General features: G+C 74.1%; 13 protein-coding genes, 2 tRNA genes and 1 pseudogene. 6 read left to right on the top strand and 10 right to left on the bottom strand.

The features are described from left to right. Nucleotides 1-443 precede the first annotated feature (443 nt). The 7 genes and pseudogenes from RLT57_RS18070 to RLT57_RS18040 form a co-directional block, all read right to left on the bottom strand. A complete protein-coding gene (locus RLT57_RS18070; RefSeq protein WP_311298428.1) occupies nucleotides 444-1,898 on the bottom strand; it encodes a DHA2 family efflux MFS transporter permease subunit in 1,455 nt (484 codons plus the stop codon). A gap of 118 nt (nucleotides 1,899-2,016) precedes the next feature. Continuing rightward, nucleotides 2,017-2,568, bottom strand: coding sequence for a TetR/AcrR family transcriptional regulator (locus tag RLT57_RS18065; protein WP_311298427.1), 552 nt, complete (start codon nucleotides 2,566-2,568; stop codon nucleotides 2,017-2,019). 305 nt (nucleotides 2,569-2,873) lie between these two features. Next, on the bottom strand, nucleotides 2,874-3,302 hold the full coding sequence (locus RLT57_RS18060) for a MaoC family dehydratase (protein WP_311298426.1): 429 nt from the start codon (nucleotides 3,300-3,302) through the stop codon (nucleotides 2,874-2,876). 176 nt (nucleotides 3,303-3,478) lie between these two features. Continuing rightward, nucleotides 3,479-3,922 (bottom strand): annotated as a pseudogene (locus RLT57_RS18055) (FAS1-like dehydratase domain-containing protein); the annotation flags it as partial. Between the two features lie 218 nt (nucleotides 3,923-4,140). Beyond that, nucleotides 4,141-4,305: a 50S ribosomal protein L33 gene (rpmG, locus tag RLT57_RS18050; RefSeq protein WP_004571794.1), complete on the bottom strand. Its 165-nt coding sequence runs from the start codon at nucleotides 4,303-4,305 to the stop codon at nucleotides 4,141-4,143. Between the two features lie 84 nt (nucleotides 4,306-4,389). Further along, nucleotides 4,390-4,462, bottom strand: a tRNA-Met gene (locus RLT57_RS18045). 44 nt (nucleotides 4,463-4,506) lie between these two features. Further along, nucleotides 4,507-4,579, bottom strand: a tRNA-Thr gene (locus tag RLT57_RS18040). A 348-nt stretch (nucleotides 4,580-4,927) separates the two neighbouring features. On the opposite strand from RLT57_RS18040, the gene RLT57_RS18035 reads away from it, so the two are divergent. The 3 genes from RLT57_RS18035 to RLT57_RS18025 all read left to right on the top strand — a co-directional run bounded on the left by RLT57_RS18035 (nucleotide 4,928) and on the right by RLT57_RS18025 (nucleotide 8,418). Beyond that, on the top strand, nucleotides 4,928-5,449 hold the full coding sequence (locus tag RLT57_RS18035; protein WP_311298424.1) for a hypothetical protein: 522 nt from the start codon (nucleotides 4,928-4,930) through the stop codon (nucleotides 5,447-5,449). Nucleotides 5,450-5,682: 233 nt separating this feature from the next. After that, nucleotides 5,683-6,906 (top strand): amidohydrolase family protein, encoded by a 1,224-nt coding sequence (locus tag RLT57_RS18030; protein ID WP_311298423.1) that lies wholly within the window; start codon nucleotides 5,683-5,685, stop codon nucleotides 6,904-6,906. An 846-nt stretch (nucleotides 6,907-7,752) separates the two neighbouring features. Continuing rightward, entirely contained in the window at nucleotides 7,753-8,418 is a 666-nt protein-coding gene (locus RLT57_RS18025; RefSeq protein ID WP_311298422.1) for an NAD(P)H-binding protein, read from the top strand. Between the two features lie 20 nt (nucleotides 8,419-8,438). Here RLT57_RS18025 and RLT57_RS18020 read toward each other — a convergent pair whose 3' ends face one another. Further along, the gene (locus RLT57_RS18020; RefSeq protein ID WP_311298421.1) at nucleotides 8,439-9,068 is read right to left on the bottom strand and encodes a hypothetical protein; all 630 of its coding nucleotides are present in this window, start codon (nucleotides 9,066-9,068) and stop codon (nucleotides 8,439-8,441) included. Between the two features lie 605 nt (nucleotides 9,069-9,673). Here RLT57_RS18020 and RLT57_RS18015 point away from each other — a divergent pair. Further along, complete coding sequence (locus RLT57_RS18015) at nucleotides 9,674-11,401, top strand: ricin-type beta-trefoil lectin domain protein (RefSeq protein ID WP_311298420.1); 1,728 nt, start codon at nucleotides 9,674-9,676, stop codon at nucleotides 11,399-11,401. A 183-nt stretch (nucleotides 11,402-11,584) separates the two neighbouring features. On the opposite strand, the gene RLT57_RS18010 is transcribed toward RLT57_RS18015, so the two are convergent. After that, on the bottom strand, nucleotides 11,585-12,193 hold the full coding sequence (locus RLT57_RS18010; protein ID WP_311298419.1) for a TetR/AcrR family transcriptional regulator: 609 nt from the start codon (nucleotides 12,191-12,193) through the stop codon (nucleotides 11,585-11,587). 41 nt (nucleotides 12,194-12,234) lie between these two features. Between RLT57_RS18010 and RLT57_RS18005 the strand changes: the two genes are divergently transcribed. Continuing rightward, complete coding sequence (locus RLT57_RS18005) at nucleotides 12,235-12,753, top strand: alpha/beta hydrolase (protein ID WP_311298418.1); 519 nt, start codon at nucleotides 12,235-12,237, stop codon at nucleotides 12,751-12,753. Beyond that, the gene (locus RLT57_RS18000) at nucleotides 12,731-13,243 is read left to right on the top strand and encodes a hypothetical protein (protein ID WP_311298417.1); all 513 of its coding nucleotides are present in this window, start codon (nucleotides 12,731-12,733) and stop codon (nucleotides 13,241-13,243) included. Before RLT57_RS18005 ends, RLT57_RS18000 begins: the two co-directional genes overlap by 23 nt. Here the strand turns inward: RLT57_RS18000 and RLT57_RS17995 are convergent. Next, nucleotides 13,240-14,232 (bottom strand): DNA polymerase Y family protein, encoded by a 993-nt coding sequence (locus RLT57_RS17995; protein WP_311300760.1) that lies wholly within the window; start codon nucleotides 14,230-14,232, stop codon nucleotides 13,240-13,242. The genes RLT57_RS18000 and RLT57_RS17995 overlap by 4 nt on opposite strands. Nucleotides 14,233-14,462: the final 230 nt, after the last annotated feature.

Genomic DNA, 14,462 nt, shown 5'->3' with positions numbered 1-14,462 from the left:
GGCGAGCAACCGACCGCACGCCGACGCCACAGAGGCGGACGCGCCTGGGGATTCCGGCTGCGTGTCGGGTTCCGGTCCGGTGGGCTGGTGCCGGAACCGCTGCGGGTGGGTTCGGCGTTCCGCTCTCGCGGGGACGAACGTGTTTCTACGCTGGTCCCGTCGGTGGGTGACGGGTGGTCAGGGGGCGGGTGTGGACGGGGAGGTCGTTCAGCTGGTGGAGCGGGCGGGTGACGGTGACGGCGTCGGGTGGGCGTGCGATCGCCGCCCAGCACATCGGGACGGCGGTCACCGGCGACAACGCCACCGTCCACCCGTGACCGACCGCGAGCCGGGAGCGCCCGGCGGGGCGGAGGCATCAGGGCCGCGGTCGGTTGCCGCGGGCGAAATCGGCCCCGAGCCCCCCGCACCGGCGACCGCAGCCCGACTCCCGGTACCAAAACCCCTCACGCCCCCACCCGCACCCCCACCGCCGCCTCGTCCCCAGCCCCAGCCCCAGCCCCAGCCCCGCCACCATCCCCCGCACGCCCCCGCGGGTACAGCACCGCCGCCACCACCCCCGCCACCAAAATCCCCGCCCCGACCCACAGCGCCGGCACCAGCCCGTCCACGAACAGCGACCCCGACCCGTACCCACCGCGCGCCGCGAAGATCGACCCGAGCGCCGCGATCCCCAGCGCCCCACCGATCTCCCGCAACGCGTTGTTCGTACCGGAGGCGATCCCCTGCTCGGCCCCCCGCACCGACGACATCAGCAGATTCGTCGCCGGCGCGATGAACAGCGCCATCCCCGTCCCGCTGATGATCAGCGCCGGCAGCTGCGCCGCGTACGACACGTCCGTCGAGATGATCAGCGCGAACCAGCCCAGCCCGACCGCCTGCAGCGCCAGCCCGGTCGCCGCCACCGACCGCCCCCCGATCCGGTCGGACAGGTACCCCGCGATGGGCGCCACGATCATCGGCATTCCGGTCCACGGCAGCATCCGCAGCCCCGCCTCGGTGGGCCCGTAGCCGATCACGTTCTGCAGGAACTGGCTGAGCAGGAAGATCGAGCCGAACATGCCGACGAACATCAGCAGGCTCGCCGCGTTGATGGCCGCGAACCCGCGGTTCCTGAACATCCGCATCGGCAGCATCGGCTTGTCCGCGGTCAGCCCGTGCCGGACGAACAGCGCCACCAGCAGCGCGCCGCCGATCAGCCCGCCGAGCACCCGCCCGCTGGTCCAGCCGTGCGAGGTCGCGCTGACCAGCGCGTAGACGACGCCGAACAGGCCGAGGCTGACCAGTACCGTGCCGCGCCCGTCCAGCCGGGCGTCCGGCGCGTAGGACTCGCGCAGCCGCAGCCGGGCCAGCGGGATGAGGAGTATGCCGATCGGCACGTTCAACCAGAAGATCCAGTGCCAGGAGATGTGCTCGGTCAGCCCGCCGCCGATGAGCGGGCCGCTGGCCACCGCCAGGCCGTTGACCGCGCCCCAGATTCCGTACGCCATGCCGCGGCGTTCGGCCGGCACCGCGGCGGTGAGCAGCGTCAGCGTCAGCGGCATCATGACGGCCGCGCCCACGCCCTGGACCGCCCGCGCCGCGATCAGCGCGTCGATGCCGGGGGCCAGCGCCGCCGCGGCCGAGGCGACGGTGAAGAGCGCGATTCCGGCCACGAAGAGCCGGCGGCGGCCGAACCGGTCGCCGAGCGCGGCGCCGAACATCAGCAGGACGGCGAAGGTCAGCGTGTACGCGTTGACCGTCCACTCCAGGTCGGAGAGCGCGCCGCCGAGGTCCTTGCGGATGGACGGCAGCGCGGTGGTGACGACGAGGTTGTCCAGCGCGGCCATGAACCCGGCCACGCTGGTGATGACCAGTGCCCAGGCCGCGCTCGCCGGTCGTTCTACGGCTTGCCTGTTCATCGTTCCGTTTCCCCTCAGATTAGTTATTGATGACTAACTTCCGCGGGCAAAAAAACGCCCTCCCCTGCCCCGGGCGCCCTCACACCCGCCCGCTCACCCCCCTGGGGAACAACGGACCCTAGGGCCTGGCCGCCACGTAGAAGCCCTCCCAGTTGCGGTGGTCGGCCGGAAAACCGAGCGACACCAGCGTGTTGATAAGCATTCCATAGGCCAGGAATTCCGTGGTCTCGTCCACGTCCGCGCCCAGCTCCAGGTGCACGGCGTCCCACAGCGCCTGCCACCGTTCCCGTACCGCCTCGCCGAACCCCGGGTCCCCGGCCGCCTCGGAGGAGGCCACCGCGACGTACGTCTGCATCTGCATGAGCAGCCGCTCCGGGTCGTCGTGGATCAGCTCCTGGTACGCCCGCCCCATCGCCTCCAGCCGCTCCTCCGCCGGCACTTTGTCGGCGGCGGCGGTGAGGGCCTCGCGGGTGGTGTCCATGCAGTACTCGGCGGCGGCCAGGAAGATGGCCTGCTTGTTGGGGAAGAGCCGGAACAAGTACGGCTGCGAGACGCCCACCCGGCGGGCGATGGCCTCCGTGGAGGTGCCCTTGTACCCGCCGTGGGCGAACTCGCTCATCGCCGCGCGGATGACGCTCTGACGCCGGTCCTGTGCGCTCATCCTGACCATGCGATTAAGTTAGTGGCCAATCACTACCTGCGTCAAGGCGGGGTCGTCCCGGTCCGGTCGTCGGATCATCGGCGCCGCCGTATCCCGCCCCCGGGAGCCCTGGAACGCCCGCCGCCCGGCCCCCCCGGGGTGGCGGGGGCCGGGCGCGTGGTGTGCGGGCCGGGCGCGGCTCAGCCGCAAGCGGGGAAGCGGGCGTCAGCCCCAGCCCCGATCCCGGGCTCGGCCCGGGGGTCAGGGACCGGGTGCCGGCCCCGTCCCGGAGCTCGGGCTCAGGCCAGGGATCGGGCTCAGGCCAGGGATCGGGCTCAGGCCAGTTGGACGACCGCGCGGGCGACGCCGAGGACCTTCTGGCCGGCGCTGGTGGCGGTGACGTCGACCCGGACGCGGTTGTCGTCGAGAAGTGCGGCGACCTTGGCGGCGACCTCGACGGTGGCGCCCTGGTCGTCGTTGGGGACGACGACCGGCCGGGTGAAGCGGACGCCGTACTCGACGACGGCGCCCGGGTCGCCCACCCAGTCGGTGACGACCCGGACCGCGGAGGCCATGGTGAACATGCCGTGGGCGATCACGTCGGGCAGGCCGACCTCGCGGGCGAACTTCTCGTTCCAGTGGATGGGGTTGAAGTCACCGGAGGCACCCGCGTACTGCACGAGCGTGGCCCGGGTGACCGGGAAGGCGCGCGACGGCAGTTCGGTGCCGACCTCCACGTCCCCGTAAGCGATCGCCGCGGCCATCACGCCTCCCCCTTCGCGTCGGCCGCGCCTTCGGGCGCGGCCTCGGACCCGCTCTCGGACCCGCTCTCGAACCCGGCGGGCGCGGACACGGCGGGCGCCTCGCCGGGCGCGCCCTCCGGGGCCCCACCGGCCGGTCCGTCCGCCGCCCCGCCGGCCGCGTCGTCTGCGTCGTCCGCGTCCGCCGCACGGGCGACCAGCTTCGTCCAGGCGGTCACCACGTGCTCGCCCGACTCGTCGTGGACCTCGCCGCGGATGTCCAGGACCTCGTTGCCGCCCAGCGTCTTGATCCGCTCGATCGTGGAGGTCACGGTGAGGCGGTCGCCGGCCCGTACCGGACGGGTGTAGGCGAACTTCTGGTCGCCGTGCACCACCCTGCTGTAGTCCAGGCCGAGGGCGGGGTCGGAGATGACGATGCCGGCCGCCTTGTAGGTGATGGCGAAGGCGAAGGTCGGCGGGGCGATTACGTCGGAATGGCCGAGCGCCTTGGCCGCGTCCGGGTCCACGTAGGCGGGATGCGGGTCGCCGATCGCCTCGGCGAACTCGCGGATCTTCTCCCGGCCCACTTCATAGGGGGCGGTGGGCGGATAACTCCGCCCCACGAACGACTGGTCCAGGGCCATCGGCACCTCCGGGCACGGGAACGGCTGCGGGATCGACTGCGGTAACGCCGGGCCGAACGCGCCGCGAGGCCGCCCCCGGCGGTGACACGGGGACGGCCTCGCGGTACGTAGAGCTGCCGGATGGGCGGACTCCCGGTGGAGGTGGGAGTCCTGCCGTCCTGTTCCGTCCGCGCACGGTGGCGCTGTGCGCGGACGGCGGCGTGGGCTTGGGGTGCGGGTCAGCGCGTCTCGCGGTGCGCGGTGTGCGCGTTGCAACGCGGGCAGTGCTTCTTCATCTCAAGACGGTCCGGGTCGTTGCGCCGGTTCTTCTTGGTGATGTAGTTCCGCTCCTTGCACTCCACGCAGGCCAGCGTGATCTTCGGGCGGACGTCGGTGGCGGCCACGTGAGTGCTCCTTGACGAACGGGTGTGATGAACACATGGATAGTAGCCGACTGAGGGACCGATCCCACAATCGGCTACGGAGAGTAGCGGCGACCGGACTTGAACCGGTGACACAGCGATTATGAGCCGCTTGCTCTACCGACTGAGCTACGCCGCTGCGATGGCGGTCCCCGCCCCGTGAGGCGGGGGGCCGACCATCAGAGCCCCAATACGGAATCGAACCGTAGACCTTCTCCTTACCATGGAGACGCTCTACCGACTGAGCTATTGGGGCGAGCGAGGAAGACATTACACGCTCCGCTGCCATACGTGAAATCCGTATCCCCCGGGGCAGATCGGACCCCGGCGGACCCTCTCCGCCCCCTGCTCCGCCCCCTGCTCCGGCCTCTGCGCCGACCTCTGCGGCCCCCCTGCCGGGCGGGGTCCGGGGACCGGCCGGCACCGGGTCCCGGCCGCGCGGAGCACTACGGCTGGGACCTCGGTCGGAGCGTGCTTCCGGGACGGAGCCGGCCCTCCTCGTCGTGGTCGGCGAGGACCGGGGCAGCCCCACGGTGAGCATCTTGCGGCGGACGCCGCCCAGCGGCTTCGCCGTGAACAGGCCGCCGACGCCGGTGAAGCCGGTGTGCTCGTAGACGAAGCGGGTTCCCCCGGCGCGGGGTTCGAGCCGGTAGGCGACCTCGGTGACGTCGCGCCCGCCGAACCCGGCCGGTCGCCCGTCGAGGCGGTGCTCGGACTGCTGTCCGACGAACTGGGCGGTATGACCTCCTGGCTCGCCGGCCAGGACGACCCGGTCCCGGCCGGCCGCCTGGTCATGCGCTTCGGCGCACTCCTCCAGTCCACGCCGTCACTGCGGGCCCACCAGCGCGACATGACCGACCGGCTCGTCCGTACGGCCGCCGAGGCACTGGCCGGGACGAGCCCGGACGACCCGGAGCCGCAGATCGCGGCGACCGCCCTGGTCGGACTCTGGACCATCCAGTTCCAGAGCCTGCGCAGGCACCTCGGCGACGGCTCCGCGCCCGCCCGGGTGCATGCGGCGGTGTGCGCCGACGTCCGCCGCGCGGCCGACCTCATCGACGCCGGGCTTCGCTCGATCGGGGGGCTCGCGGACGGCGCGGGCCGAGCGGCGTGCCGTGAGCGGTGAGCGGCGGGGAGCCTGCCGCGCGGGCGGCCGGGGGTGTGCGTCCCGGTGGCGGGGCGGGGCGGGGAGCCGGCTCCCGCTCGGGGCGGGCCCGGGGACGCCCCCGGGGGAAGAGGACGGCGCACGGCGGTCGTACTAATCGCAGGTGGCGGGCGGCGCGGGGTGCGGGGCCTAGGGTCGGGGGGCGTGATCCTGGCTCGCCCCGCCGTCCGCCTGCCCGCACCCGGAGGAGCGCGATGACCGACAGCCCTCGTGAGACCGCCGCGGAGACCGCCACCCTGCTGCTGTGCGGCGCCCGGCTGACCGACGGCCGCATCGTGGACGTCCGGCTGAACGGCCCGCGGATCGAGGCCGTCGGCACCGCCGGCAGCCTCGTCCCGGCCGCCGCGGCGGCCACCGGCACCTCCGTGGACCTGCGGGGCTACCTGCTGCTGCCCGCACCCGCCGAACCGCACGCCCACCTGGACCAGGCGCTGACCGCGGGCGGCCCGCCGACCGGCGACGCGCAGGACGTCCAGCGCCGGGCCACCGAGGCCGCCCTGCTGCAACTCGGCCACGGCGCGACCGCGGTACGCAGCCACGTACGGATCGGCGACGTGCAGGGGCTGCGCGCGCTGGAGGCCGTACTGCAGGCCCGGCAGGCGCTGCGCGGCCTGGTGGAGGTGCAACCGGTCGCGCTGCCGCGACTGCTGACCGGGGCCGCGGGCGCGGACGGGCTGGCGATGCTGCGGGACGCGCTGAAGATGGGCGCCGCGGCGGTCGGCGGCTGCCCGGACCTGGACCCGGATCCGAGCGGATACACGGAGGCGGTGGTGTCGCTGGCCGCCGAGTTCGGGGTCCCGGTCGACCTGCACACCGCCGCCGACGACCCGGCCCGGCTGGCCCGGCTGGCCGCGATGGCCGGCGGCCTGCGGCCCGGCGTCACCCTCGGCCCCTGCCACGGCCTGAGCCGGCTGCCCGCGACGGCCGTCGCCACCACCGCGGCCCGGCTGGCGGCGGCCGGCGTCTCGGTGGTGGCGCTGCCGCAGGGCGGCTGCTGCGTCCAGGACCGGTACGGCTCGACGCCGGTGCGCGCGCTGCGCTCGGCGGGCGTACGGGTGGCCGCGGGCAGCGGCGCGCTCGGCGACCTCACCAACCCGGTAGGCCGCGGCGACCCCCTGGAGGCCGCCTTCCTGCTCGCCTCCTACGGCGAGTGCGCGGCGCCCCAGGCGTACGACCTGGTCAGCGGCGAGGCCCGAGCGGTCGTCGGACTGCCCGAGGTCCGGGTCGAGGCGGGCTTCCCCGCCGAACTCCTCGCGGTACGCGGCGAGACCGTCGCCGGCATCCTCTCCCTGGCCTACAGCCGGATCGTGATCCACCGCGGCCGGGTGGTGTCCAGGACCAGCGCGGTACGCGAGTACTGCGACTCGGCGGCCGGGGTGGTACTCGACCTGCCACGGCAGTCTCACCGGGAGGAGTAGCGGGTTTCTCCTTTTTTGCCGCCGCTTCGCCTCCGGGCGCTTAAACCCGGTGTCGACGGTCGACCGTGCTCACTCGCTCGTACCTCGCTCACTCCGCGCGCTCTCCCTTTCGACACCGGCGCGCCCTTCGGCTCACCGGCTACCCGGCGAACCGTCGAGCGGGTCGGTAGACGTGGGGGCGCGCCGTCGGGCGTGTCGGTGCCCCGGGGTGGGTGCCGTACGGCGTCAGGTGAACGGACCGGCGGACCGTACGGCGCCGGGTGGGGTAACCCAGCCACCCCGGGCCTGCGCCCCCCTTGGGTGCCCTGACGCCCGACGGCACCCACCAAAGGGGCACCCTCACCCCGACGGGCACCCACCCTCGGCCACCGATCCGCCCGACGGTCCACCGGTAGCCGGCGAGCCAAAGGGCGCGCCGGTGTCGAAAGAGACGAGGAGAAGGAAGCGACGAAGGAGCGACCGTACGACGAGGACCGTCGACACCGGACCCAAGCGCCCGGAGGCGAGAAGGCGGCAAAAAAAGAGGAAAGGACGGCGCCACAACGCCCAACAGCACCCACCCCACGGCACCCCCAACCCTGGTGGGCACCCACCACGGGCACCCTCACGCCCGACAGCACCCACCTTGGGGCACCCCAACCCACCGGGCACCCACCACGGGCACCTCCACGCCGCCGGGCACCCCTGCCCCCCGACAGCACCCACCACGGCACCCCAACCCCACCGGGCACCCCCCTTGGGGCACCCCCCCCTGGGGCGCCGACACGCCCGACGGCACCCCCGGGTCGAAGCGGCCGGAGGCGAGGCGGCGGCAAAAGGAGGGCCGGGCGGCGTACCGTCGGGCGTATGCGTACCGTCATCGCGGGTGGACACGGACAGATCGCGCTACGGCTGGAGCGGTTGCTCGCCGGGCGCGGGGACGAGGCGGTCGGGCTGATCCGCAACCCGGCGCAGAGCGAGGACCTGGTGTCGGTGGGCGCTGAGCCCGTCGTGCTGGACCTGGAGGCCGCCGCGGTGGACGAGGTGGCGAAGGTGCTGCGCGGCGCGGACGCGGCGGTCTTCGCGGCGGGGGCGGGGCCCGGCAGCGGCGCCGAGCGCAAGCTGACCGTCGACCGGGACGCGGCGGTGCTGCTCGCGGACGCGGCCGAGCTGGCGGGCGTACGGCGCTTCCTGATCGTCTCCTCCCGGGGCGCCGACGCCGGGGCGGCCAACCCCGACCCGATCTTCACCGCCTACCTGCGGGCCAAGGGCGCGGCCGACGACGCGATCCGGGCCCGCGGCGCGGGCCTGGACTGGACGATCCTGCGCCCGGGTGCCCTCACCGACGCGGCCGGCACCGGCCGCGTCAACCTCGGCGCCGACACCGGCCGCGGCTCGATCCCCCGCGACGACGTGGCCGCCGTCCTGCTCGCCCTCCTCGACGCCCCCGCCACCGCGGGCCGCACCCTTGAACTCGTCGCGGGCGACATCACCGTCCCCGAAGCGGTCCGCCGCGCGGGCCGGCGGGACTGACTCCGCGCGCCGGACGGAGGTCAGCCGGTCCCGACCCGCGTCCCGAGGCCGTCGTAGACGGTCCCGTCCGCCGCGTCCACGGGTAGTGCCGGCCCGTGTACGAGCGGGCCACCTGATAAGCCTCCTGCCCACTGGCTGGAGGCTTCGCCCCCGGCACGGGATATCCCATGGGGACCGGGACGGTCGCTGTTTTCCAGCAGCACGTTCAGATGGTCCCGGTCCGGCCAGGAGAGACTGCCGTTGCCGAACGCCTCCGGGTGTGCCCTGTCCCGACTGAGCAGGGTGAAGATGGTGAAGATGATGTTCCGGCACGCGGCTCCGACGCACGGCTGACCGGCCACCTCCCCCAGTTCGTAGTGGTCTCCGAAGGATTCCCGCACGGCTTCTGCCACGGCCCGCCGCTGCTGCGAGTTCGCGGCCGACGGTCCGGTGCGGTCCATGTGCCGGAAGGTCGGCAGTGGTCCCACTCCGACAGCCGACACCAGGAGCAGCGCGGAGGCGATCAGCGCGGCCTTCACGCCGGCCGGCCAGGCGATCGGCTGCCGCCGGGCGGTCAACGACGCGGCGAGCGCCAGACCCGCCATGCCGCCGAGGATGTTCATCTCGGCGTCGGCGTCGGCACCGTCGCACACGCGGCCGAGGCCGTTCACCGTTGCCTGCGTGAACTCGACGGCCGAAGTGAAGGCGACGACGCCGACCAGGGCACCGCGGAAGGCTGAATCCGCGCCGCGGACCGCGAGATTCCCTATGTCATTCCTCCGCGCGGAATCAGAGTGACCCGGATCCGTTTCCGAGGCCGCCGGAACAAGGCGCCGGTCCGGGGATTCCACCGGTCCGGCGTCCGAGCGCGGGCGGCGGCCACCGGCGCGTCGCCGCACATCGGGGGGAACGCGGCCCGGCCGGGCCGGGGCGGGGCAGGCCGGGGCGAGGCGGGGCAGGGCAGGGCGAGGCGGGGCAGGGCGAGGCGAGGCGGGGCAGGGCGAGGCGAGGCGGGGCAGGCCGGGGCGAGGCGGGGCGAGGCGGGGCAGGGCGAGGCAGGGCGAGGCGGGGTCGACTGCGGGCGAACGGGAAACGCGGCAGCCGTCTTGTCGAACGCCGGGCCGATCGACAAGCTATGTGCGGTACATGACACCCTCACGGCGCCTGTCCGGCGCGTGATGCCGCCGTACGTCGGCATCACGCGCCACCGTGGCAGGCTGCCGGAGACGGCATAGCGGACACGCACCATCCTGCCTTTTCCCCGGAGGTCAGACATATGCGCTTCACCTTCACAAGAGCACGGCGCGGCGGGTGGAAGAGAGCGTTCATCCTGGTTCCCGTCGTCACGGTCACGGCGGCGGCCACCCTCGCCGTGACGCTGAACGCCGAGGCGGCAGTGCCCCCGACACCGTCCGGCTTCACACTCACCTGGAGCGACGACTTCAACGGCGCGTCCGGCACCGGCATCGACCAGAGCCTGTGGAAGTACGACACCGGGCCGGGCAGCAACTTCGGCACCGGTGAGATCGAGACCATGACGAGCAGCACGTCGAACGTCTACTACGACGGCCAGGGCCACCTGGTGCTCCAGGCCCAGCACTCCGGTTCCGACCCGCGGAGCGGATGGACGTCCGGCCGTGTGGAGACCCAGGCGGCGACCTTCGGCGCCCCGGCGGGCGGAGTCGTCCGCATCGAGTCCGTCCTCCAGCAGCCCAACGTCACCACCGCCAACGGCGCGGGCTACTGGCCGGCGTTCTGGATGCTCGGCGCACCGCTGCGCGACGGTGTGACCTGGCCGAAGTCCGGCGAGGTCGACATCATGGAGGACATCAACGGCCGCAGCTCCGATTTCAGCACCATCCACTGTGGCGTGAGCCCGGGGGGGCCGTGCAACGAGTCGAGCGGCATCGGCTCGGGTGAACGCGCCTGTTCCGGCTGCCAGACCGGCTTCCACGACTACGCGGCGGAGATCGACCGCTCGGTGTCGCCGGAGCAGATCCGGTTCTACCTGGACGGGAACAACTTCTACACCGTCAGCGCCAACCAGGTGGACGCGACCACCTGGTCCGACGCGATCGACCACCCGTTCTTCATCATCTACGACCTGGCGATCGGCGGCGGATTCCCGGACGCCTTCGGTGGTGGCCCCAACGCGGACACGGTCTCCGGCGGCAAGCTGGTCATCGACTCGGTGGCCGTGTACAACAAGGGGCCCGGCTCCGGGGGCGGCGGCGGTTCGGTGACCGGCCAGACGATCACCGGTCCGGGCGGCAAGTGCGTGGACGTGGCGGGCGACGACACCGGCGGCGACGGCACCGCGGTCCAGCTGTGGGACTGCCAGTCGGCGGCCAAGGACCAGCACTGGACCTGGAGCGGCCAGACCCTGCAGACCCTCGGCAAGTGCCTGGACATCGCCGGCGGCAACAGCGCCGCGGGTACGCAGTTGCAGCTCGCCACGTGCAACAGCGGCGGCTACCAGAGCTGGGTGCGGCAGCCCGACGGCACGCTGCGGAACCCGACCAGCGGCCGGTGCATCGACTCCCCGTCGGACGCCACCGCGAACGGCACCCGGCTGCGGATCTGGGACTGCAACGGCTCCGACGCCCAAAGGTTCGCCATCGGCACCCCGATCTACGGTCCGGGCGGCAAGTGCGTGGACGTGGCGGGCGACGACACCGGCGGCGACGGCACCGCGGTCCAGCTGTGGGACTGCCTGCAGGCGACCTCGCTCGACCAGAAGTGGACCTGGAGCGGCCAGACCCTGCGCACACTGGGCAAGTGCCTGGACATCGCCGGCGGCGTCAACGCGGCAGGCACGAAACTCCAGCTGGCCACGTGCAACGGCGGCGGCTACCAGAACTGGGTCGCCAACACCGACGGCTCGCTGTCCAACCCGACCACGGGCCGGTGCGTCGACTCCCCGTCCGACGCCACCGCGAACGGCACCCGGCTGCAGATCTGGGACTGCAACGGCTCCGCCGCCCAGAAGTTCGCCCTGGCCTGACACCCCGTTCCTCCTCGCCCTCCCTCAGGGCGAGGAGGAACCGCCCCCGACGATCACCGCCCCCGGTCCCAGCGAGCCGGTCCCAGCGAGCCGGCCCCCGCCACCCGGCCGTTGACGGCCCCGGCCCGGCCCCCGACCCGGCCCGGCCCCCGACCCGGACGGGACCCCGACCCGGACCTCGCCTCATGGTTCCGTGCCGGTGCCGGTGCCGGTGCCGGTCGTCGCGGTCGCGGGCTCGTAGGGGCGGTGGGTGGTGGACAGGTGCTCGATCGAGCCGAGGAAGTCGCGGAAGGCCCGGTCGGTGCGGGCGGTGTCGCCGGTGGCGTCGAGATCCATGAGGAGGCCGCGGATGACGGCGAGTACGAGCGTCGCGAGATCGGGCCGGCCGATGCTGCGCAGACCCTCCTCCAACGGCCCGAGCCAGCCGGTCGTCGCGGTGCGCCGGAAGTCGGGCCACAGCTGCTGCTCGGCGCTCTCCCGCAGCCGACCGAACATCCGCAGGTACGGCTGCCCGTCCGGGCCGGTGATGGAGGTCCAGGCATGGCCCAGGGTGGCCGTGTACGGCTCGCCGGGCCGCACCCGCAGAAGGTCGTTGAACAGGTCGAGCTGACGCTGCCGCGCCCGCCCGAGCACGGCCCGCAGCAGGGCGTCACGGGTGCCGAAGTGATAGACCAGCATGCGGGCAGAGGCGCCGGCGGCGCCGGCGGGCCGGGGCTGGCCGAGGACGTCGCCGCGGTGCGGCAGGCGCTGGAGGCCGGCGACGAGCCGACCGTCGTGGTCGCCCACAGCCACGGCGGTGTCGTCACCGCGGAGGCCGCCGCGGAATCGGTTCGGTGCGCCACCTGCTGCCGGTCTCCAGCTACCTGCCCGAGGCCGGGCAGAGCCTGTCGGATTTCGGCAACGGCGGCCCCGCCCCGTTCCTCGACGTCGACCCCGACGCCGGCACCTTCGGGGTCCGCCCCGAGCTGCTCGTGGACACGTTCCTGCAGGACTGCGACCCCGAGGTCCAGACGCAGGCGGCGGACCACCCCGCCCGGCAGAGCGTGCGGGTGATGGGACAGCCGGTCGGGGCGGCCGCATGGCAGCAGGTTCCCTCGACGTACCTCGTCTGCGCCCAGGACCGGGGCACCCCGCCGCGGCTCCAGCGCGAGTTCGCCCGCCGGGCCGGCCGAGTCGTCGAACTCGACGCCGGCCACCACCCGTTCCTGTCCCGGCCCGCGGCCGTCCGGGACCTGCTGCCGGGCCTGTGCCGGCGGTATCGCGGAGCTGTCCGTCCTGTCGGTGGGCCGGGATCCCGGTGTCCTGACCGTATGAGAGACGGAGGAGACCGTGGGCCCGTTCGACCGGTGTGAGCGGCAGGCCGCCGTCGTCATCGCGGACCGCATGGCGGAGCCGGATGTCCGCGAGCGGCTGGTGGACCGCGGCACGACAGGGCGGATCGGGTTCGAACCCTTCCTCCGGCAGGTGCGGGGCGTCACCGCCGTCGCCGTCTTCAGCGCCCACCGCGACGCGCTGGACCTCCCGCCGGCCCGGGTCGCCGCGACGGCGCTCGCGGTCCTGCGGGACACCAGACCGCCGGACACCCTGTTCACCGTGCTGCCCGCGGATCTGGGCGGGTCCGCCTCCCTGGTGGCGGACCCGCGTGTTCTGGCGGCCGGCCGGGCGGCCGGGCCCGCTCCGGTGGGAACGGCTCGTCCAGACCGCGCGCAACGTTCTCGGCGCCGTCGCGATCTCCCGGACGAAGCGCACGTCATCGGGCCGGTGCGGGGCCCGGACCGGCCGTTCGACGAAGCCGCTCTCACCACCCGCCGCGACCGTCCGCCCGGGCCGCCGGCCAGCTAGTCGTATACAGGGCCCCCTCCCGGCTGTCCGTCGCCGGCCAGGGTCGCCGGGCCCACCGCGCCCGCCCCGAACCGGCGGCGGGCCCGGTCGGCGGCGGCCTCGGCGGCGCGGGCGCGGGTGTCGGTGCGGTCCAGGCGGAGCTGGTGGTGGGCGTCGGCGGCGGGGCGGAGGTTCTCGGCGCGGAGGACGAAGCCGCGGACGCGGGCCCGTTGCAGGCCCAGGCCGGCCAGGACGGCGAGGGCGGCGGCGGTGAGGGCGGGCGAGTGGGCGGCGGGCTCGGCGAGGGTACGGGTGCGGGTGGTCGAACTGCGGTCGGCGTAGCGGACGGTGAGAGCGAGCCGGCCGGCGACCTGGCCGTCGGCCCGTAGCCGCAGGCCGAGTTGTTCGGCGAGGCCGAGGACCGCGGCGTGGTGCCGGTCCGGGTCGAGGCAGTCCCGGTCGAGGACGAGGTCGGCGGTCAGGTGGGTGGAGGGTTCGGCCGGGGTGACCGGGCGGGGGTCGTGGCCGCGGGCGCGTTCGGCCAGCAGCCGGGCCGGCCCGGCGCCGAGCAGCCGTTGCAGGGTGACCGCCGGGAGGTCGGCGATCTGACCGACGGTGTGCAGGCCGTATCCGCCGAGGGTGGTGGCGGTCGCCCGGCCGATGCCGGGCAGCGCGGTCAGCGGCCGGGGCCGCAGCCAGGCGGCGGCCCGGTCGGCGGGGATGTACGTGGTGCGGCCCGGTTCCGACGCGGCGGCGGCCATGGCGGCCAGCATCCGGTTCCCGGCCAGTCCCGCGCTGGTCCCGATGCCGTAGAGGGCCATCAGCCGCAGCGCCGCCCGCTGGACCAGTTCGTACGGCCCCAGGCCGAAGTACCGCAGTGCCGAGGTCAGATCAAGCTGGACGGCGTCGGGCGGAAGGGCCTGGACGTGCGGGGTGAAGCCGGCCAGCAGCTCCAGCACGTCCGCGTAGCGCTCGTCGTCGAGGGGGCCGTGCAGGCGCAGGTGGGCGATGTGCCGCGCCCTGGGCGGCTGCTGGGCGCGGACCTCCCCGGGCTCGCCGGCTCCACCGGGCCCGGCGGTGGGCGCCGCCGACTCCCCGCGCCCACCGGACCCACGGCCCGACACCCCGGACCCCCTACGTCCGCCACCCGGCGCCACCGACTCCCCGGACCCGCCGCCCGGCGCCACCGACTCCCCGCGCCCGCCTTCCGGCGCTTCCGGCACCCCCGGCACCCCGCGTG

Source organism: Streptomyces sp. ITFR-21 (assembly GCF_031844685.1).
Classification (GTDB): Bacteria; Actinomycetota; Actinomycetes; order Streptomycetales; family Streptomycetaceae; genus Actinacidiphila.
This window is presented reverse-complemented; position numbering and strand designations above follow the sequence as displayed.